This window comes from Streptomyces sp. NPDC048258 (assembly GCF_043201995.1).
Taxonomy (GTDB): Bacteria; Actinomycetota; Actinomycetes; order Streptomycetales; family Streptomycetaceae; genus Streptomyces.
The window spans coordinates 311,025-330,147 of record NZ_JBICZH010000004.1; the positions used below are offsets into that span (position 1 = coordinate 311,025).

Here is a 19,123-nt window from a genome sequence, read left to right on the forward strand (position 1 = left end):
CATACCTCTAGGTAACTTGGTAACTTCAAGCCGGTCGCGTCACAGAGCCCGCGGCCTCCGGGCGGCCCGCCCAGCCCAGGATCAGCAAGGATGCGACGGCGGCGAACGCGCACCAGGTGGAGGCGAATTCAAGCCTCCAGAGCGCCGCGCAGAGCACGGCCCCGGCGGCCATCACGGCCCCGAGCAGCCGCAGCCGCCGGTCGCCCGCGAGCAGCAGGGCGCCGAGGGTGGCGAAGAGGTAGCCCGCCACGACGAGCGGCGCGTACGGGACGTCCACGCCGTAGCCGACCGTGCGTCCGCGGAGCTCCGCGGTGACCGGCCGGGTCGCGAGGGCGTACGAGAGGACCGCGCCGGTGGCGAGGCCGACGGCCACCGGCGCCCACAGACGGCGCCGGACCGCGGGCGCGGCCGCGCACAGCACCCCGACCGGCACCCACACGGCCGGCAGGGGCAGGGCGATCACCGCCCAGGCGGTGGCGGCGGGGGAGCAGCCGCCGCCCGAATTCCAGGCGGCGGCCTCCATCAGCTGGTGCGCGCCCAGCAGCAGGGGCAGCACGGCGACGGGCAGGTCGCGGGCCCGCCGCGCGCGTGCCGCGAGCACCACGCACACGAGTCCGACGGCGGTGACGACCGTGCCCGCCGTCAGGTCGGCCGTGGCGCTCCAGCACATGGCGTTACGTCACCGCGCGGCCGGCTGCTGCATCGTCGAGCAGTGGATGCCCCCGCCGCCGCCCATCAGGCGGTCCACGTCGAGCTGCACGACGGCGCGCCCGGGAAACGCGGCGGCCAGCGCCTGCCGGGCTCCCGCGTCCCTGGCCTCGTCGCCGAACTGGGAAGTGATCACAGCGCCGTTGACGAGGTGGAAGTTCAGGTACGAGTCGACGAAGTCGGGGTTGTCCGAGCGCAGGGTCCGCGGTCCGTCCACCCGGATGACCTGGAGCCGGCGCCCCTTGGCGTCGGTGGTCGCGGACAGGATGGCGAGCTGCTCGCGGGCGTCCTTCGCCCAGATGTCGGTGCGGTCGGCGGGCGGCACCTGGACCATCACGACGCCGGGGCGCACGAAGCGGGAGGTCACGTCGATGTGGTCGTCGGTGATGTCCTGGCCCTTGATCCCGGGTGCCCAGATCATCTTGTCCGCGCCGTAGGCGGCGAGCACCTCGGCCTCGACCTGGGCGCGGCTCAGTCCGGGATTGCGGTTCTTGTTGACCAGGCTGCTCTCGGTGGCCATCAGGGTCCCGTCGCCGTCGGTCTCCACGGCGCCGCCCTCGCCCACGAAATCGGCGACGGTGAAGGGCAGGGACTCGTGGGCGGCGAGCAGCCGGGCCACCTCGGCGTCCTTGCGGTGGGTCTGCTTGGCGCCCCAGCCGTTGAAGTTCAGGCCGATCGAGTCCACCGCCCCGGCGCCGTCGCGGCGGAAGACCGCGCCGGTGTCCCGCATCCAGAGGTCGTCGACCGGGATCGAGGAGATGACGGTGACGGCGGAGCCGCAGCGTGCCCGGGCGGTGGCGGCCGAGCTCTCGTCCGCCGCGCACATCAGCACCGGCTCGTAGCGGGCGACGGTGCGGGCGATCAGGGCGATGTCCTGCTGGACCCCGGCGAGGTCGCGGCCCCAGATCGCGCGGCTGGAGGGCCAGGCCATCCAGGTCCGCACGTGCCGCACGTCGTCGGGCGGCACGGTCATCCGTCGGGCGGCGGCCTGCGTGGGAGGTGGCGCGAGGGTCCCGAGGGCCAGTCCGGCGGCGCCGGCACCCGCCGATCGCAGCACCGTTCTGCGGCTGGGATTCATGCGAACCTCCGAAGGAGGGGGAAGGAGAGGTGACGGCACTGTGGCATTGACTGAATTTTCAGTCAAGGTGTGCTCTCCTCCCGCGGGGGTTCGAGCGGCGGAGAGGTCATCGCGCACTGGGTGCGGCACTGCGGGTGCGGCGCGCCGGGCACGGGGGTCCGTACGGTCGCCCAGGCCAAGGCCGCCCCGACCACCAGCACCCCCGCGCACCAGGGCATGGCCCGGTCGAAGGCCGCGTCGAACTCTTCCGCCGAGCGGTAGGCCTCGGGCCCCATCCCGGCCAGCAGCGGCAGCGCCGCCACCGCGAGCAGCCCGGCCGCCCGCGCCGCGGCGTTGTTGATGCCGCTCGCCAGCCCCGCCCGGCCCGGGTCCACCGAGGCCAGTACGGTCGCCGTCAGCGGGGCCACGAGGGTCACCATGCCCATGCCCATCACCACCATCGCGGGCAGCACGTCCGCCGCGTACGAGGCGTTCGGCCCCACGCGCAGCGTCAGCAGCGTCCCGGCGGCGCACAGCAACGGCCCCACCGTCAGCGGGATCCTCGGGCCGATCCGCTCCCCGAACTCCCCCGAGCGGGCCGACAGCAGCAGCATCAGCACGGTCGTCGGCAGCAGCGCGGCCCCGGCGGCCAGCGCGGAGTACCCGGACACCACCTGGAGCTGGAGCACGACGAGGAAGAAGAAGCCGGAGAAGGCCGCGTAGACGCACAGGGTGACCAGATTGACGGCCGTGAACTGCCGCGAGGCGAAGATCGACGGCGGCACCATCGGATCGGCCCGCCGCCGCTCGACGTAGACGAACGCGACGCCCAGCAGTACGCCGCCCACGGCGGTCACCGGCGCGGCAGCCGACCCCGCTTCGATCAGCGCGTACGTGAGCAGCGCCAGCGACCCCGCGCCCAGCACCGCGCCGAGCACGTCGAACCGTCCGCGCGCGTGCGGGTCCCGGGACTCGGGTACGTGGCGCAGCGCGACCGGGACGCACAGCGCGGCCAGCGGCACGTTCAGCAGGAACACCCAGCGCCAGCCGGGCCCGTCCACCAGCCAGCCGCCGAGGAACGGCCCCACGGCCGCCCCGACCCCGCCCAGCCCCGACCACAGGCCCACCGCCCGGCCCCGGTCGCCGGCGCGGATCGAGCCCTGGATCAGCGCGAGGGAGCCGGGGGTCAGCAGGGCCCCGCCGATGCCCTGCAGGGCCCGGGCGCCGATCAGGACTCCGGCGTTGGGCGCGATTCCGCACAGCAGCGAGCCCACCGCGAACCACACGACGCCGATCACGAAGACCCGCCGGCGCCCGAAGCGGTCGCCGAGCGCGCCGCCGACCAGGATCAGTCCGGCCAGGGTCAGCAGATAGGCGTTCACCGTCCACTGGAGCACGGCGAGATCGGCGCCCAGGTCCTCCCCGATGCGCGGGAGGGCGACATTGACCACCGTCGAGTCCAACAGGGCCATGCTCGACCCGAGCACGGTGGTCAGCAGGATCCAGCGGCCCCGCGCGGACGCGAGCGGGACGCCCGGCTCGGGCGGTTCGGCGGGTGTGGTCATGCCTTCAGGCTGGCCCCGGCGGCGGGGAAGGGCCAGCGGACGCGGGGCGCGGCCCGGTGCGCGGCTCATTAGGCCCTCTTGTAATGAACATGGCACTGAATCACCATGACCCGCGCACATCCCGCACGTCTTTCCCGCACAACCCGCACCCGGTGTACGAGGAGACAACACGTGGCCCAACCCGACAGGCGACCCTTACGCGCGGCGCTCGCCGCCCTCACCTCGGTCCTGCTACTCCCCCTCGGCGCGGGCGTCGCCGCCGCCGCGCCCGACCCCGGCCCCACCCCGAGCGCGGCCGAGCGCAAGATCGAACCGAAGCTCCGCGGCCAGCTCGACGACTCCGCCAAGGCCGTCTTCTGGGTCTACCTCGACAGCGCCGCCGACCTCAGCGCCGCGGCGAAGCAGCAGACCCGCGCCGCCAAGGCCGAGACGGTGCTGAAGGCCAAGAAGGACCACGCCGCGCGCAGCCAGGCCGAGCTGGTCAAGGCCCTCGACGGCGCCAAGGCCGAATACACCTCGTACTGGATCGTGAACGCCGTCCGCGTCGTCGGCGGCGAGAAGCTCGCCGGCACCCTCGCGCAGCGCCCCGAGGTGTCCCGGATCGACGCCGACGACAAGGTCGACCTGCCCAAACCCGCCGAGGGCAAGCGGGAGCAGGCCGCGGCCGACGCCGTCGAGTGGAACATCGACCGCATCAAGGCGCCCCAGGTCTGGGAGCAGGCCGGAGTGCGCGGCGAGGGCATCGTCGTCGCCAACATCGACAGCGGGGTGGACCACACCCACCCGGCCGTCACCAACCAGTACCGCGGCAAGAACGCGGACGGCACCTACACCCACGCCTACAACTGGTTCGACCCGGCGGGAGTCTGCCCCGCGGCGGCTCCTTGCGACAACAACGACCACGGCACCCACACGATGGGCACGATGGTCGGCGACGACGGCGGCGCCAACAAGATCGGCGTCGCCCCGGGTGCCAAGTGGATCGCCGCCAAGGGCTGCGAGACCAACTCCTGCTCCGAGGCCTCCCTGCTCGCCTCCGGCCAGTGGATCGTCGCCCCGACCGATCCGAGCGGCCAGAACCCGCGCCCCGACCTCGCCCCGCACATCGTGAACAACTCCTGGGGCAGCGCCGCGCACGACGACTGGTACCAGCAGATCGTCGACACCTGGCGGGCCGCCGGCATCTTCCCGGCCTTCTCCAACGGCAACTCCGGGCCCGGCTGCGCCACCAGCGGCTCACCCGGTGACTACGCGAGCTCCTACAGCTCCGGCGCCTTCGACATCAACAACGCCATCGCGTCGTTCTCCTCGCGCGGCGCCGGTCCCGGCGGTGTCATCAAGCCGAACATCGCCGCCCCCGGCGTGAACGTGCGCTCCTCCGTCCCCGGCGGCGGGTACGAGGCCTTCTCCGGCACCTCCATGGCCTCGCCGCACACCGCCGCGGCCGTGGCCCTGCTCTGGTCCGCCGCGCCCGCCCTCGAAGGCGACATCGCGCAGACCGAATCGCTCCTGGACGGCACCGCCCAGGACACCGACAGCGGCCAGTGCGGCGGCAGCGCCGCCGACAACAACGTCTTCGGCGAGGGCAGGCTCGACGCGCTCGCCGCCGTGAACGCCGCCCCGCGCGGCGCGATCGGCGCGCTCGCCGGCACCGTCCGCTCCGGCGGCGAGCCCGTCGCGGGCGCCAAGGTGACCGCCGACGGCCCGATCGACCGTACGACGACCACCGCGGCCGACGGCACCTACAAGTTCGCCGCCCTGTCGGTGGGCGACTACAGCCTGACCGCCGCCAAGTTCGGCTACGGGCCGCAGAGCGCGACCGTGGCGGTCACCGAGAACGCCACCGCCACCGGCGACTTCACCCTCACCCAGGCCCCTTCCGGCAAGCTCACCGGTACGGTCTCCGCCGCCACCGGACCCGCCGCGGGCGCCTCCGTCACCATCGCGGACACCCCGGTGACCGCGACCACCGACGCGCAGGGCCGCTTCGAGGTCACCCTGCCGCACGGCACCTACGACGTGAACGCCACCCACGCCTCCCGCTGCGTCACCGGCGGCACGGCCAAGGCCACCGTCGCCGGCGACACCACCGTCGCCGTCACCCTGCCCGAGCGCACCGACGGCTACGGCTACGCCTGCGCCACCGCGAACGGCCGCCCGTACACCCAGGGCACCCGGCAGCTCGCGCTGACCGGCGACAACACCACCGAGCGCGTCGACCTCCCCTTCCCGCTGCCGCTGTACGGCAAGACGTACGGCCAGGCCTGGATCGGCACGAACGGCACCGTCAGCTTCGGCGGCAACAACACCGCCGACGTCAACGGGGACCTGCCGAGCGCGGCCACCCCCAACGCCGCGCTCTACCCCTTCTGGGACGACCTGGTCGTCGGCGCGGCGGGCAGCGGATCCGGCGTCTTCACCGCGGTCACCGGCACCGCCCCGCACCGCGCCTACGTGATCGAGTGGCGCGAGGTGTCCCACTGGTCGGCGCAGGCCGAGAAGTTCTCCTTCGCGGCGGCGATCGGCGAGGACGGCACCGTCTCGTACTCCTACAAGGGGACGGGCGGCACCGGCATCAAGGGCGGTTCCACGGCCACGGTCGGCGTGGAGAACGCCACCGGCACCGACGCCTTCAAGTACTCCTTCAACACCCCGGTCATCACGGACGGCCTGTCCATCGCCTTCCGCACCACCAGGAGCGGTGTGGTGGCGGGCCGGGTCCTCGACGCCAACGACGGCAACGGCGTCGCGGGCGCCACGGTGACCGTCGGCACGGGCGACACGGCGGTCTCCGCGACCACCGCGGCGGACGGCGGCTACGTGGTCCAGAGCCCGTCCGGCTCGCGGGCCGTCTCCCTCGCCGCTCCGAGTTATGAATCCGCGCAGGCGACGGTCGACGTCAAGGCGGCCGACGTCACGACGGTGACGCAGTCGCTGCGCACCGGCAGGGTCACGGCCTCGCGGCCCTCCGTGGAGGTCGTCCTCCCGGCGGACCAGCAGCGGACCCGGACCCTGGACCTGACCAACCCCGGACTCGGTACGGCCTTCACGGTGGCCGAGGACGCGGCCTGGCTGACGGCCACACCGGGGAGCGGCAGTCTTCCGACAGGGGGCAGGACCTCTCTCACCCTCGCGGTGGACACGGCCGGACTGACCCCGGGGACGGTCCTGACCGCGGACCTGAAGATCTCGTCGGCGAGCGGCCGGACCCCCGTGCTCACCGTCCCGGTCAAGTTGGTCGTCCCGCGCTACCAGGTCGCCCTGGACGCGGGCTCCGGATACGCGAGCACGGACACGCTGGGCGACGGCTGGTCCCCGGACCGCAAGTACACGGCCGGCTCCTACGGCTACCAGGGCAACACGTCCGTCCAGTCCACCGGCCGCACCATCGCCGGTACGGACGACCAGAGGCTGCTGCGCAACGCCCGTGAGGGCATGTACGAGTACCGCTTCGACAACGTGCCCAACGGGACGTACACGGTGGAGCTGGGCTTCGCGGAGCTCTCCTCCACCAAGCCGAACAAGCGCGTCTTCGACGTCCTGGCCGAGGGCACGCAGGTCCTGCCCTCCCTGGACATCTCGCTGGAGGCGGGCACGTACACGGCCCTGACCCGTACATACACGGTCACGGTGACGGACGGGGTGCTCAACGTCCGCTTCGTCACGCACACCGGATTCGGCAAGCCCCTGCTGAACACCCTGCGCGTGACCGACCGCCCCGACAAGAACTAGCCGGCCGGTCGAGGGGGCGGGGCGCAGGACGGAGCGCCCCGCCCTTTCGGGCGTCTCAAGCCCGACCCTCCGGGCACCGGCCCGGGCATTCGGGTGGCGGGCCCGCCGACTGTGGCCCGACGCGCCGGGGGAGGCGCGGCGGGCTCGTTAATGTGAGGAACCATGACGCTCCTGAGCGACCAGGCCGACGACATCCGGGCCCTCGTGGGGTCCGCCGATCCCGGGGCGGTCTGGGCCGTCGGCGGCGCCGAGGGCGTCGAGGCGGCCTCGGACTCCGGGGACCAGGGGGACCCCGGAGCCGCGGACCTCGACGTCGGCGGGCTCGTCGCCGTCCTCGCCCTGTGGCCCGCCATCGGGAGCCTCGTCGAGGAGGGCGCGCTGCGGCTGCACACACCGCTCGCCGCCTACGGGGACGAGGCCGCCGCCGGAACCCCCGCCGGGACCACCGCCCACCACCTGCTCACGCACACAGACGGGACGGCCGCCCTCACCCTCACCCGCCTCGCCGAGCACCTCTCCGGCAGCCCCCTCGCCGAATTCGCCGCCACCCGCGTCTGGCACCCCCTGGGCATGACCCGCACCCGGTTCGCCGACGACACCCTCCGCGCGCCGCTCGCCGACCTCGTCCGCTTCCTGCGCCACCTTCTTTCCCCGGTGGACCCGGTGGACCCGGTGGACCCGGTGGACCCGGTGGACCCGGACGGCCCGGGCGCCCCGGGCGGGCCTGCGGGCATCACCCGCGCATGGACCACCGAGTCCCTGCGCATCCGCACCGGCGAACTGACCCCGGCCCGCGGCCTCCTGTGGCACCCGGCCCCGCACGGCGTCTGGACCCACCCGGCCCCGGCGCCCGGCGGCCCGGCCCTGTGGATCTCCCCGCGCCACCGCCGCTGGGCCCTCCTCCTCCCGACCACCCGCGACACCACCCTGCGCACCGCCTTCCGCGCCGCCGCCTTCGCCCTGCCGTAGCGCTCGGAGCGCGGGGTCCGCGGGGGCGACGTACGGTGAAGCCGATGTCACCGACCGTTGTCGTCCCAGCTGCGGAGGTACCCGGATGCGTACGGTCCAAGGGGCCGCCCTCGACGGGCTCAGGGCCCGGGTACGGGCTCTCGCGGAGCGGACCGGGCTGCCGGTGCGTCCCGCGCCGGGCGATGCCCGTGTGATCGCCGCGCCGACCGCCGGTTACCCGTGGCCCCGCCCGGCCGCCGGGAGATCCGGTCGCACGCCCCGGGGCGGAACCCCCCTCGCGGACCGCGGGCCGGGCGTGCGAGGCCTCGGCGCGGAAGCTCCCGGCCGGCGGAGCACCGTAAAAGAATCGTTTCCGCGCACCGTCGCCCTCGTCCGCGGCTTCGTCCCCGCCCGGGCCCGCCCCGGCACGGCGCGCGCCTCCGCCGCCGTCCTGCGCGCCCTGCGGGCCCGCCACGGCGACGCGCCCCTGCTCGTACGGGACCGGTCCGGCACGGAGATTCTCGTCCTCCTCGCCCCCGCGGACGTGTGCCGGTTCTACGCCGAACCCCTGAGCGTCCTCGCGGCGGACCCGCCGCAGACCGCCGGCCTCGGCTGCGCCCACGCCGAACCCGGCTCGGAGCAGCGGCAGACCGCCACCGACGTACTGGCCGCCGGCGTCCCCGTACACCCCTCCTGCGAGCCCTTCCTGCAGACCGTCGCCGAAGAGGCCCGGCATCTGACCGCCTCCGGCACCCTCGAACTCGCCCGCGCCCGGTACGCCGTGGGCCGCGCCGCCCGCCGGATCGTCCTCGGTGACGCGGCCGCCGCCGACGAGGAGCTCGCGGGCTGGCTCGGGCAGTCGCGCACCAAGAGCAGGGCCCGGGCCGGCCGCCGCATCCAGGAGTACGCCCGGCAGGCCGACGCGCACACCCTCCTGGGCCTGGCCGCCCGCCACGCCGGACCGGCCGGCGTCCCGGACCCCTCCGGCCAGGCGCACCAGTGGCTGCTGGCCCTGGACTCCCTCCCCGCCACACTGCTGCGGACCCTGCTCCTGCTGGGAGCGCACCCGGCCGAACAGGACACCGCCGCCGCCGAAGCGGCCGGGGGCGCGGCCCGGGGCGAACTGCCCAGGCTGCGGGCCTGCGTACGGGAATCCCTGCGCCTGTACCCGGTGGTGCCCGACCTGATCCGGGTCACCCGGACCGAGACCGAGTGGCGGGGCGTGCGCTATCCGGCCGGTACCTCCGTACTGCTGCCCGCCGCGTTCCACCAGCGAGACCCCGAACGGGTACCGGCCGCGCACGTGTTCGTGCCGGGCAGGTGGAAGAACCCGGCCGCGGACCAGGACACCCGCATGGCGCCCTTCGGCCACGGCGGCTCCCGGTGCCCGGGCGACCAGTTGGGCCTGTTGCTCACGGCGGCGTTCTGCGCCGAGGTGCTGCGGGACCACCGGGTCGCGAGCGGCCGACCGGTCCTGGACCCGGTGGGACCGCTGCCCGCGACGCTGGCCCCGCACGGCATCCGGCTCACCCTCACCCGCCGCTGACGCCCCACACCCCCCACACCCCCCACACGAGAGGACGCCATGCCCGACGCCGCGACCTCCGCGTCGAGCGACGCGGACGTCGACCTGCTCGACGACCTGTGCCGCGAACTCGCCGCGTGCGCCGACGCGGTCGGCGAGGCCGCCCGCTACGCCTCCGGCCTCGCCCTCGGCGGCCGACTGCCCGCCGCCGCGCTCACCCGGGGAGGCCACCGCCGGGTCGGCTGGCGCACCCTGCTGCGTACGCTCACGGACCCGGCGGGCCTCGGCTGGGCCCCGCGCGGCCGGGGAGTGGCGCGGGCCGGGCGGCTGGCGGGGATGCTGGCGGGCCGCGAGAGCCTCGCCGTCAGCGTCGCCGTGTGCGGGCTCCGGATCCGGATCCGGGCCGCGAGCGCGGCCCGCCCCGAACTCCTGCGGGATCCCGGCGCGGCCGCGGTCCTCAGGGCCGTCGAGGAGGGCCGGCAGGCGGAGGCCGTCCGCCTGTTCCGCGGAATCATGCGCGACCGGGGAGCCGAGCACGCCTTCTCCCTGCTGGCCCCGGCCTTCGCCGACATCCTGGCGTGGAAGGCCCTGACCGACGCGAATCCGTTCAACGACCACGCCGGCTGGCAGGTCGCCACCGGCCGGGCCGTGCCGGCCGAACCTCTCCTCGGACTGGGCGCCGCCTTCTGGGCCTTCTGCGACCGCGGGCCGGGACTGCCCGCCGGCGACGCGGGGAAGGCGCCGCAGTCCGTTCCTCGCGTTCAACGTCGGCCGGCGCTCCGGCCGTGGGCGCCGCACCCGCACGTCCGCCCGCACGCCCACCCGCACCGGGCCGCCACTCTGCGAGGCCACGCCACGGCGCTGCGCTCCCACGCGGTACGGCTGCGCGCGACGACCGCCGCACCGGCCTGGCGGGGGCCCCGGTCCGAAGCCCTGCGCGCCGAGGTGGCGACCCTCGCCGGGCGCTGCGCCACCGCGGCGACCGGCCTCGCCCTGGCGGCGGCGCAGCTCGGCGACGAGCGCTGACCTGCAGGCCGTCGACGTACATGGCCGTCGACTGTTGACGTACAGGGCCGTCGACCTACAGGACCAGTGACAGCAGCAGGACGAAGCCCAGGCCGACCACCGAGATGATGGTCTCCATCACCGACCAGGTCTTCAGGGTCTGGCCGACGGTCATTCCGAAGTACTCCTTGACGAGCCAGAATCCGGCGTCGTTGACGTGGCTGAAGAACAGCGAGCCCGCTCCGATGGCGAGGACCAGCAGTGCCGTCCCGGTGGTGGACATGCCGGCGGCCAGCGGGGTCACCAGTCCGGCCGCCGAGATCGTCGCCACCGTCGCCGAGCCCGTGGCGAGGCGGATGGCGACGGCGATCAGCCAGGCCAGCAACAGGGTGGGAACGGCCCAGTCCTTCGACACCTCCAGGATCATCTGGCCGACACCGGCGTCGATCAGGGTCTGCTTGAAGCCGCCTCCCGCACCGACGATCAGCAGGATGCCGGCGATCGGGGCCAGGGACTTCTCGACCGTCGTGGACAGGCGCTCCTTGGTGAAGCCCGCCGCCCGGCCCAGGGTGAACATGCCCACCAGCACCGCCGCGAGCAGCGCGATCAGCGGGGAGCCCGCGACGTCGGTGACGCGCTGCACCGGGTCGGCGGGGTCGTTGACAACGATGTCGACCAAGGCCTTGACCAGCATCAGCACCACCGGCAGCAGCACGGTGAAGACGGTGGCCCCGAACCGGGGACGGTGCTCCGGCCCCGCCGGAGGCTGCTGCACGATCATGTTCTCGGGTGCCGGGATGTCCACCCACCGCGCCGCGTACCTGGAGAACAGCGGCCCGGCGATGATCACGGTCGGGACGGCGACGAGCACACCGAGGGCGAGGGTGACGCCCAGGTTCGCGTGGAGCGCGTCGATGGCGACGAGCGGCCCGGGGTGGGGCGGGATCAGTCCGTGCATCACGGACAGGCCTGCCAGCGCCGGGATGCCGATCCGCATCAGGGAGTAGTTGCCGCGCTTGGCCACCAGCAGCACCACCGGGATCAGCAGGACGATGCCGACCTCGAAGAAGAGCGGCAGCCCGATCACGGAGGCGATCAGCACCATGGCCCACGGCATGGCCCGGCCCTTGGCCCGGGCGAGGATCGTGTCGACGATCTCGTCCGCGCCGCCCGAGTCCGCCAGCAGTCTGCCGAGGATGGCACCGAGCGCGATGAGTACGCCCACACCGGCGACCGTGGCGCCGAGTCCGGCGGTGAAGCTGGAGATCGTCTTGGCCGGGGGCGCGCCGGCGAAGACCCCCAGGGCCAGCGAGCCGACCGTCAGCGCCAGGAAGGCGTGCAGCTTGAGGCGGGTGATGAGCAGGACGATGACGGCGATGCCCGCGAGGACGGCGATCCCCAGCTGGGCGTTTCCGGCCGAGGTGATCGGTCCGGTGCCGGCCGCTGCCAGAGTCTCGGCGCTGAGACTGGTCACGGTGACGTTTCCTCAGTTCTCGGGTGTCTCGGGTATGGGGAGCCGACGCAGGGCGATCAGCGCCCGTTCGGTGATTTCTCCGGGGGAACCGGACACGTCGACGACGACGCCGGCCTCGTCCTCCTGGAGCGGTTCCAGCGTGGCGAACTGCGAGTCCAGCAGGGTGGCGGGCATGAAGTGGCCCGTGCGCTCCGCCATCCGCCGCTCGATCAGCGGGCGTTCACCGGTCAGGTGGACGAACACCGCCCTGGGGGCCGCGGCGCGCAGCCGGTCGCGGTAGACGCGCTTGAGCGCCGAGGCCGAGACCACGCCGCCGCCGAGCCCGGCCCGGCCGCGGATCCAGTCGCCGACGGCGTCGAGCCACGGCCACCGGTCCGCGTCGTCCAGCGGGATGCCGGCCGACATCTTCGCGACGTTGGCCGCGGGATGGTAGAAGTCGCCCTCGGCGTACGGAAGGGTCAGCGCCTCCGCGAGCAGCCGCCCCACGGTCGTCTTGCCCGTGCCGGCCACGCCCATCACCACAATGACGCGCTGGGTGCTCACGCCTACCTCGCTGTCCTCGTCGACGTCGGTCCGTGCGGGCACCACTGAAGCGCATTAAGTAGTACTTATTCAAGGGCTTGGCGGGAAACGTCGCATCTTTTGTTCGCCTGGGCGTCACCGTACGCTTACGCCATGACCACCGACGGCAGTCCTGGACAGGGGCTCCACTCCCACGTGCTGGACACCCTCGGGCTCGCGATCACGGCGGGGGAGTACCCGCCGGGCAGCGTGCTGCGCACGGACGAGATCGCCGAACGCTTCGACGCCTCCCGCACGGTGGTGCGCGAGGTCGTCCGCGTGCTGGAGTCGATGCACCTGGTCGAGTCCCGTCGGCGGGTCGGGGTCACCGTGCGCCCCACCGACGAGTGGAACGTCTACGACCCGCGTGTCATCCGCTGGCGGCTGGCCGGCGCGGACCGTCCCCGCCAGCTGCGCTCCCTCACCGTGCTGAGGTCCGCGATCGAGCCGGTCGCGGCCGGGCTCGCGGCGGTCCGGGCCACCCCCGAGCAGTGCGCCGAGCTCACCGAGACGGCCCTCGGCATGGTCAGCACCTCACGGGGCCACCAGCTCGACGGCTATCTGCGCCACGACATCGCCTTCCACCGCGTCGTACTGAACGCCTCCGGCAACGAGATGTTCGCCCGCCTCGGGGACGTGGTCGCCGAGGTGCTGACCGGGCGTACCGAGCACGCGGTGATGTTCCACGATCCCGACCCGGCGGCGGTCACCCTGCATGTCCAGGTGGCCGAGGCGGTACGGGAGGGCGACGCGGCCCGCGCCGAGGCGCTGACCCGGCAGATCGCGGTGGGCGCCCTGGAGGAGCTGGACGTACTCGCCCCGTAGGCACGGCCGGCGGCAAGCCGCAAGCCGCAGGCGGCGGGCGGCGGGCGGCGGGCGGTGCCCGCCTCGTGCCTCAAGGGCGGAGGCGGACACCGCGATGGTCCTCGACCGGTCAGGCGTCGAGAGCGGCGATCTCGAGCTCGCTCAGGCGATCCGGTTCCGCGATCACGTCGATCCCGGTGATCAGTCCGTCCTCGATCGTGAAGGAGAGCACCAGGAACAGCCGTCCCAGCGGAGCCATCGCCAGGCCCACGACGCCGTCGACCAGAGCCGGCTGCGTGGACCGCGCCCGCTGCATGGCCGCCATCGCGCCCTTGGCGACGGTGACGGCGCCGGTGATGAGGAGGGGGGCGGGGGTGGGTACGACGGCCTTGTCGGCCCGCAGCACCACGTCCGGGTCGAGCAGCGCGACCAGCGCGTCGAAGTTCCCGCCGCGGGTCGCGGCCAGGAAGGCGTCCACGACGCGGCGCTGGCGGCTCAGATCGGCTTGGGGTACCAGCGGCGTCCCCTTCACCCGGCGGCGGGCACGGCTCGCGAGCTGCCGGGTCGCGGCCGGGGAGCGGTCGATCATCGGGGCGATCTCGTCGAACGGCACCGCGAACAGGTCGTGCAGCACGAACGCGAGCCGCTCGGCCGGCGTCAGCTTGTCGAGCACCACCAGCAGTGCCAGCCCGACCGAGTCGGCCAGCACGGCCTCCTGCTCGGGGTCGACGGTGTCCTCGCGGCTGACGACCGGGTCGGTGGCATACGTCTCCATGGAGTCCTCGCGCCGGGACTCGCGGGCGCGCAGCATGTTCAGGCACACGCGCGCCACGACCGTGGTCAGCCAGCCTCCGAGGTTCTCGATGTCGCCGGTGTCCGAGCGGTTGAGGCGCAGCCACGCTTCCTGGACGGCGTCATCGGCCTCGCTGAGCGAGCCGAGCATCCGGTAGGACACCGCTCTCAGATGGGAGCGGTGCTCCTCGAAGCGTTCCGTCAGCCATGAACTGTCGTCCACCTGTCACATCCCTTCCCCGTGGCGGCCCTCAACATAGATCATCGGGAAAACGCCACGGTGAGCGGGGAGTTGGGGCCGCTGTCCCGGTGTCCCACGCCGGTCCCGACGTGGACAAGGGGCTGCTGGATAATGGCGGTGCACAGCTGAAGCACTGGAGACGCCGGGTACCGCATCGTGGTCCGGCAGGAGAAGGAGCCCCCGATGGACGCGCAGCACTTCGAGCGGATCACCGCCTTCATCGAGGCGCGGCTCACCCCGCTGTTCGACGCGGAGACGGGCAGCGAGTACGGCTTCGGGATGGACGACACCTCCCGTGCGCTGCGCGCGCTGCGCAACGCCGTCCTGGAGGCCTCCGCCGTCAAGGGCCTCATCGAGAAGCGGGAGTCGGCCGAGCCGGCCACGCGCCGCGTCATCGACCAGTCGGTGGAGCACAACTGGGACGTCCTGCGCGGCATCGCCCGCCAGTGGGAGGACCACGCCGACTTCCGCCACGAGTTCAAGCACCACTCCTGGGAGCTCGACCACCACCACGCGGCCGCCGCCACCGTCGCCGTGGAGAGCTGAGCGGCGCGGGGTCAGGCCTTCGCCCGCAGGCCGATCACCTCGCTCAGGACCGCCTGATCGGCATCGGGGAGACGCCGCTCGGCGTGCAGCATGCGCAGGGCGGCGGTGAGCCGCTCCTCGTCCTCGGGACGGCGGAGGTTGCCGGTGTACGGGGGCAGCAGCAGGCTCAGGGCCTCCAGATCGGCCCGTTCGCACAGGCGGGCCAGCAGCGGCCGCAGGGGGTCGGCGTCGGAGCCGGGCTCCGGGTCGGTGGCGCGCAGGCCGCGCGCGACGCACAGCCGCAGCCAGTCGGCGTACGGGCCGGGCGGTACGTCGGCCAGCCGGTCGGCGGCCGCCTCGAAGTGGGGCCGGGCTTCGGCCGGCCGCCCGAGGCCGAGATGGGCGCGGCCGATCGTGCCGTGCAGGGAGGGGTAGAAGCCGCGTACCCTCTCGTCGCCCACCCGGTCGGCGAGTTCCAGGCAGGTCAGGTTCCACCGGAGGGTGGCCTCGGGCGTCGGCTGGTGCCGGGCGAGGTAGTGCGCGGCGACGCAGGCCTCGTAGTCGTCGCCCGCGGTGTCCCACGCCTGGCGGAAGAGGCCCATGGCTTCGGCGTTCCGCCCCTCGGTCTCGGCGGCCATGCCCTGGGTGCACAGCTGGACGACGTTCTGGTCCGGATTCACGGTGGGTGTCCTTCAGGATCGGTGCGCGGGCGGGAGCGCGACGGGCATGACGAGTGTGGTGAAGCTGCCCTGGTCGGCGGAGCGGACCAGGACCGGCTGCGGCGGCGCCGAGACCTCCAGCAGGACGTCGGGCCCGACGCTCGCCTCCAGGGCGGGGGCGAGCACCGCCGGGTCGAAGCCGATGCGCACCGGCTCGTCCTCCGCGCGCAGCGCGGGCAGGGCGGTGTCCGCCACCAGCAGCCGGTCCCGGCCCAGTTCGACGGCGACGGCCGGGGTGTCCCCGCAGCGGTCCAGGGCGGCGAGCAGCGCGGCCCGGTCCACGACCACCCGGTGCCGGGGAGCCGTCATCGCGCCGAGCATGTCCCGGTAGGCGGGGTACTCCCCGGCGGTCACCGCCACTTCGCGGGCGCCGCCCGGGTGCCGCAGCGTGAGCGGGGTACCGGCGGGCCCCGCGACCAATGTCACCTCGGCGGCCCGGGCGGCCCACGGCCCGAGGCCGACCAGCGTGTCCGCGTCGATCAGCAGCCGGCCCGCGGGGCCGGTCAGGGCGGCGGGCCGCAGGGTGCGCAGCGAGAGCCGGTAGCGGTCGGTGGCCACGAACCGGACCTCGTCCTCCTCGAACTCCACGAGTACACAGCCCAGTACGGGGTGGTCGGGATCGCGCCCGGCGGCGGGTGCGACCTGCCGGACCGCGCCGGCCAGTTCGGCCCCGCCGAGGGTGAACTCGGTGACGGGCGGCCCTCCCGGCAGCGAGCCGAGCACCGCCCCGATCGCCGCGTCGGCGGCCCGGCCGCGCTCGCGGGCCGCCGCCCGGTGCCGCTCCAGTACCTCCCGGGCCCGGTCCGGCGGCCCGTCGAGTACGGCGACCACGTCCGCCAGGGACAGCCCCGCCTCCCGCAGACCGCGCAGGAGCCCGGCCCGCGGCTCCTGCGCGGGGGAGTAGAAGCGGTAGCCGGTGGCGCCGTCCACGTGAGCGGGCAGGAGCACGCGGCAGTCGTCGTAGAAGCGCAGGGCGCTCGGCGCGAGTCCGACCCGCCGGGCGAACGCGCTGATGCTCATCAGTTCAGGTTCAGATGTGCCGTCCATGCGTGTGATTGTCGACTTTCATCCCACTTGAAGGTCAACAAGCTAGTCGGCCGCCTTGCGGGGCGTGGTCTGCTGGACCGCCCAGCCGTTGCCGTCCGGGTCGGAGAAGTAGACGAAGGAGCCCCAGGGGAGGTCCTGGATCTCCGTCACCTCGACGCCCCGGCCGCGCAGGTCCTCGTACGCCTCCTCGATGTCGGTGACGACGACCTGCATGTTGTCCAGCGATCCCGGGGTCATCCGGGTCAGCCCCTTGCCGATCGCGATCGAACAGGCCGATCCCGGCGGGGTCAGCTGGACGAAGCGGATGTCCTCGCTGACGGTGACGTCGTGGTCGGCGTTGAAGCCGAGCTTCTCGTAGAAGGCCTTGGCCCGGTCGACATCGGTGACGGGGACGGCGACGAGTTCCAGCTTGATGTCCATCACAGCATCATGCTCCCGACACCGGGGCCGCGCCGCCCGACGCCACGTCGGCGGGCGTGTCCGCCGCCGCGAACTGGGTGCGGTACAGCTCCTCGTACCGGCCGCCCGCCGCCAGCAGCTCGGTGTGCGTGCCGCGTTCCACGATCCGGCCGTCCTCGACCACCAGGATCAGATCCGCCGCCTGTACGGTCGACAGCCGGTGCGCGATCACCACCGCGGTCCGCCCCGCCAGGGCTTCTCCCAGCGCCTCCTGCACCGCGGCCTCCGAGGTGGAGTCCAGGTGCGCGGTGGCCTCGTCGAGGATCACCACCCGCTGCCGGGCCAGCAACAGCCGCGCGATGGTCAGCCGCTGCCGCTCCCCGCCCGACAGGCGGTAGCCGCGCTCCCCGACGACCGTGTCCAGCCCGTCCGGCAGCGAGGCGACGAGACCGTCCAGACGGGACCGTCGCAAGGCCTCCCAGATCTCCTCCTCGGAGGCTCCGGGCCGGGCCAGCAGCAGGTTGGCGCGGACCGACTCGTGGAAGAGGTGCCCGTCCTGGGTGACCATGCCGAGCGTCTCGCGGATCGAGTCGGCCGTGAGGTCCCGTACGTCGACCCCGCCGATCCGGACGGCGCCCGCGTCGGCGTCGTACAGCCGCGGCAGCAGCTGCGCGATGGTCGACTTGCCGGCGCCGGACGAGCCGACCAGCGCGATCATCCGGCCGGGCTCGGCGCGGAACGACACCTCGTGCAGCACCTGCGTTCCGCCCCGGGCGTCGAGGGCGGCGACCTCCTCCAGGGAGGCGAGCGAGACCTTGTCGGCGGACGGGTAGCCGAAGGAGACCCGGTCGAACTCCACGGACACCGGCCCGTCCGGCACCGTGCGGGCGTCGGGCTTCTGCGTGATGAGCGGCTTCAGGTCGAGGATCTCGAAGACCCGCTCGAAGCTCACCAGCGCGCTCATCACCTCGACGCGGGCGCCGGCGAGCGCGGTCAGCGGAGCGTAGAGCCGGGTCAGGAGGAGAGCGAGGGCGACGACGGAGCCGGCGTCCAGGGTCCCGCGCAGGGCGTAGTACCCGCCGAGCCCGTAGACCAGGGCGAGGGCCAGCGCCGAGACCAGGGTGAGGGCGGTGATGAAGGCCGACTGGGCCATCGCCGTGCGGATCCCGATGTCCCGCACCCGGGCCGCCCGGGCCGCGAACTCCGCGGACTCGTCGGCGGGCCGCCCGAACAGCTTGACCAGGGTCGCGCCGGGAGCGGAGAACCGCTCGGTCATCTGGGTCCCCATCGCGGCGTTCAGCGCCGAGGCCTCCCGCTGCATGGCCGCCATCCGCGCCCCCATCCGGCGGGCCGGCAGGACGAACACCGGCAGCAGCACCAGCGCCAGCAGGGTGATCTGCCAGGAGATGCTCAGCATCACGGCGAGGGTCAGCAGCAGGGTCACGGTGTTGGCGGCCACCCCGGACAGGGTGTTGCTGAACGCCCGCTGGGCGCCGATCACATCGTTGTTGAGGCGGCTGACCAGGGCCCCGGTCCGGGTCCGGGTGAAGAAGGCGACCGGCATCCGCTGCACGTGGTCGAAGACCGCCGTCCGCAGGTCGAGGATCAGCCCCTCCCCGAGGGTGGCCGACAGCCGGCGGGTCAGCAGTCCCAGGCCCGCCTCGGCGACCGCGATCAGCGCGATGAGGAGGGCGAGACGGGTGACCGTGCCGCTGTCCCGGCCGCCCACGATGGCGTCGACGACACGGCTGGCGAGCACCGGGGTGGCCACCGCCAGCAGCGCGGTGACCACGCTGAGCAGCAGGAAGAGGGTGAGCCCGCGGCGGTGCGGGCGGGCGAAGGCGGCGACCCGGCGCAGGCTCGCCCGGGAGATCGGGCGACGGTCCTGCTGCGCGTTGATCGCGCTGTGCAGCGATGTCCAAGCGGTGACTTCCATGTCCATGGCCGAAACGCTAGGACCTCAACCAAGGTCGAGGTCAAGCTTTCGGTCGGACCCCGCTCTCCCGGTCTCCAACTCCCGT

General features: G+C 73.7%; 16 protein-coding genes. 6 read left to right on the forward strand and 10 right to left on the reverse strand.

What is annotated here, in order from left to right; all coding sequences use genetic code 11:
- Positions 1–25: 25 nt before the first annotated feature.
- The 3 genes from ACGFYQ_RS12080 to ACGFYQ_RS12090 all read right to left on the reverse strand — a co-directional run bounded on the left by ACGFYQ_RS12080 (position 26) and on the right by ACGFYQ_RS12090 (position 3,330).
- Positions 26–670, reverse strand: coding sequence for a DUF6629 family protein (locus ACGFYQ_RS12080; RefSeq protein WP_393742685.1), 645 nt, complete (start codon positions 668–670; stop codon positions 26–28).
- A gap of 9 nt (positions 671–679) precedes the next feature.
- Entirely contained in the window at positions 680–1,786 is a 1,107-nt protein-coding gene (locus tag ACGFYQ_RS12085) for an agmatine/peptidylarginine deiminase (RefSeq protein WP_393742687.1), read from the reverse strand.
- 62 nt (positions 1,787–1,848) lie between these two features.
- Positions 1,849–3,330: an MFS transporter gene (locus tag ACGFYQ_RS12090; protein WP_393742689.1), complete on the reverse strand. Its 1,482-nt coding sequence runs from the start codon at positions 3,328–3,330 to the stop codon at positions 1,849–1,851.
- Positions 3,331–3,501: 171 nt separating this feature from the next.
- On the opposite strand from ACGFYQ_RS12090, the gene ACGFYQ_RS12095 reads away from it, so the two are divergent.
- The 4 genes from ACGFYQ_RS12095 to ACGFYQ_RS12110 all read left to right on the forward strand — a co-directional run bounded on the left by ACGFYQ_RS12095 (position 3,502) and on the right by ACGFYQ_RS12110 (position 10,561).
- The gene (locus ACGFYQ_RS12095) at positions 3,502–7,062 is read left to right on the forward strand and encodes a S8 family serine peptidase (RefSeq protein ID WP_393742691.1); all 3,561 of its coding nucleotides are present in this window, start codon (positions 3,502–3,504) and stop codon (positions 7,060–7,062) included.
- A gap of 162 nt (positions 7,063–7,224) precedes the next feature.
- Positions 7,225–8,031: a hypothetical protein gene (locus ACGFYQ_RS12100; RefSeq protein WP_393742693.1), complete on the forward strand. Its 807-nt coding sequence runs from the start codon at positions 7,225–7,227 to the stop codon at positions 8,029–8,031.
- Positions 8,032–8,116: 85 nt separating this feature from the next.
- The gene (locus ACGFYQ_RS12105) at positions 8,117–9,556 is read left to right on the forward strand and encodes a cytochrome P450 (protein WP_393742695.1); all 1,440 of its coding nucleotides are present in this window, start codon (positions 8,117–8,119) and stop codon (positions 9,554–9,556) included.
- Positions 9,557–9,595: 39 nt separating this feature from the next.
- Positions 9,596–10,561, forward strand: coding sequence for a hypothetical protein (locus ACGFYQ_RS12110; RefSeq protein WP_393742697.1), 966 nt, complete (start codon positions 9,596–9,598; stop codon positions 10,559–10,561).
- Positions 10,562–10,616: 55 nt separating this feature from the next.
- Here the strand turns inward: ACGFYQ_RS12110 and ACGFYQ_RS12115 are convergent, their stop codons facing one another.
- Complete coding sequence (locus ACGFYQ_RS12115; protein WP_393742699.1) at positions 10,617–12,014, reverse strand: gluconate:H+ symporter; 1,398 nt, start codon at positions 12,012–12,014, stop codon at positions 10,617–10,619.
- Between the two features lie 12 nt (positions 12,015–12,026).
- Positions 12,027–12,557: a gluconokinase gene (locus ACGFYQ_RS12120; RefSeq protein WP_393743269.1), complete on the reverse strand. Its 531-nt coding sequence runs from the start codon at positions 12,555–12,557 to the stop codon at positions 12,027–12,029.
- Positions 12,558–12,689: 132 nt separating this feature from the next.
- On the opposite strand from ACGFYQ_RS12120, the gene ACGFYQ_RS12125 reads away from it, so the two are divergent.
- Positions 12,690–13,400, forward strand: a complete 711-nt coding sequence (locus ACGFYQ_RS12125) for a FadR/GntR family transcriptional regulator (protein ID WP_393742701.1) — start codon at positions 12,690–12,692, stop codon at positions 13,398–13,400.
- Positions 13,401–13,509: 109 nt separating this feature from the next.
- Here ACGFYQ_RS12125 and ACGFYQ_RS12130 read toward each other — a convergent pair whose 3' ends face one another.
- Positions 13,510–14,394: a sigma-70 family RNA polymerase sigma factor gene (locus tag ACGFYQ_RS12130; RefSeq protein ID WP_393742703.1), complete on the reverse strand. Its 885-nt coding sequence runs from the start codon at positions 14,392–14,394 to the stop codon at positions 13,510–13,512.
- Positions 14,395–14,595: 201 nt separating this feature from the next.
- Here ACGFYQ_RS12130 and ACGFYQ_RS12135 point away from each other — a divergent pair, with 201 nt between their 5' ends.
- A complete protein-coding gene (locus ACGFYQ_RS12135; RefSeq protein ID WP_393742705.1) occupies positions 14,596–14,958 on the forward strand; it encodes a hypothetical protein in 363 nt (120 codons plus the stop codon).
- Between the two features lie 11 nt (positions 14,959–14,969).
- Here the strand turns inward: ACGFYQ_RS12135 and ACGFYQ_RS12140 are convergent, their stop codons facing one another.
- Genes ACGFYQ_RS12140 through ACGFYQ_RS12155 form a run of 4 tightly spaced genes read right to left on the reverse strand, consistent with a single transcriptional unit; the run spans position 14,970 to position 19,044 of the window.
- Positions 14,970–15,617, reverse strand: a complete 648-nt coding sequence (locus ACGFYQ_RS12140; RefSeq protein WP_393742707.1) for a hypothetical protein — start codon at positions 15,615–15,617, stop codon at positions 14,970–14,972.
- 12 nt (positions 15,618–15,629) lie between these two features.
- Positions 15,630–16,703, reverse strand: a complete 1,074-nt coding sequence (locus tag ACGFYQ_RS12145; protein WP_393742708.1) for a MerR family transcriptional regulator — start codon at positions 16,701–16,703, stop codon at positions 15,630–15,632.
- Between the two features lie 42 nt (positions 16,704–16,745).
- Positions 16,746–17,123: a VOC family protein gene (locus ACGFYQ_RS12150; protein WP_393742710.1), complete on the reverse strand. Its 378-nt coding sequence runs from the start codon at positions 17,121–17,123 to the stop codon at positions 16,746–16,748.
- Positions 17,124–17,130: 7 nt separating this feature from the next.
- Complete coding sequence (locus ACGFYQ_RS12155; protein ID WP_393742712.1) at positions 17,131–19,044, reverse strand: ABC transporter ATP-binding protein; 1,914 nt, start codon at positions 19,042–19,044, stop codon at positions 17,131–17,133.
- Positions 19,045–19,123 lie beyond the last annotated feature (79 nt).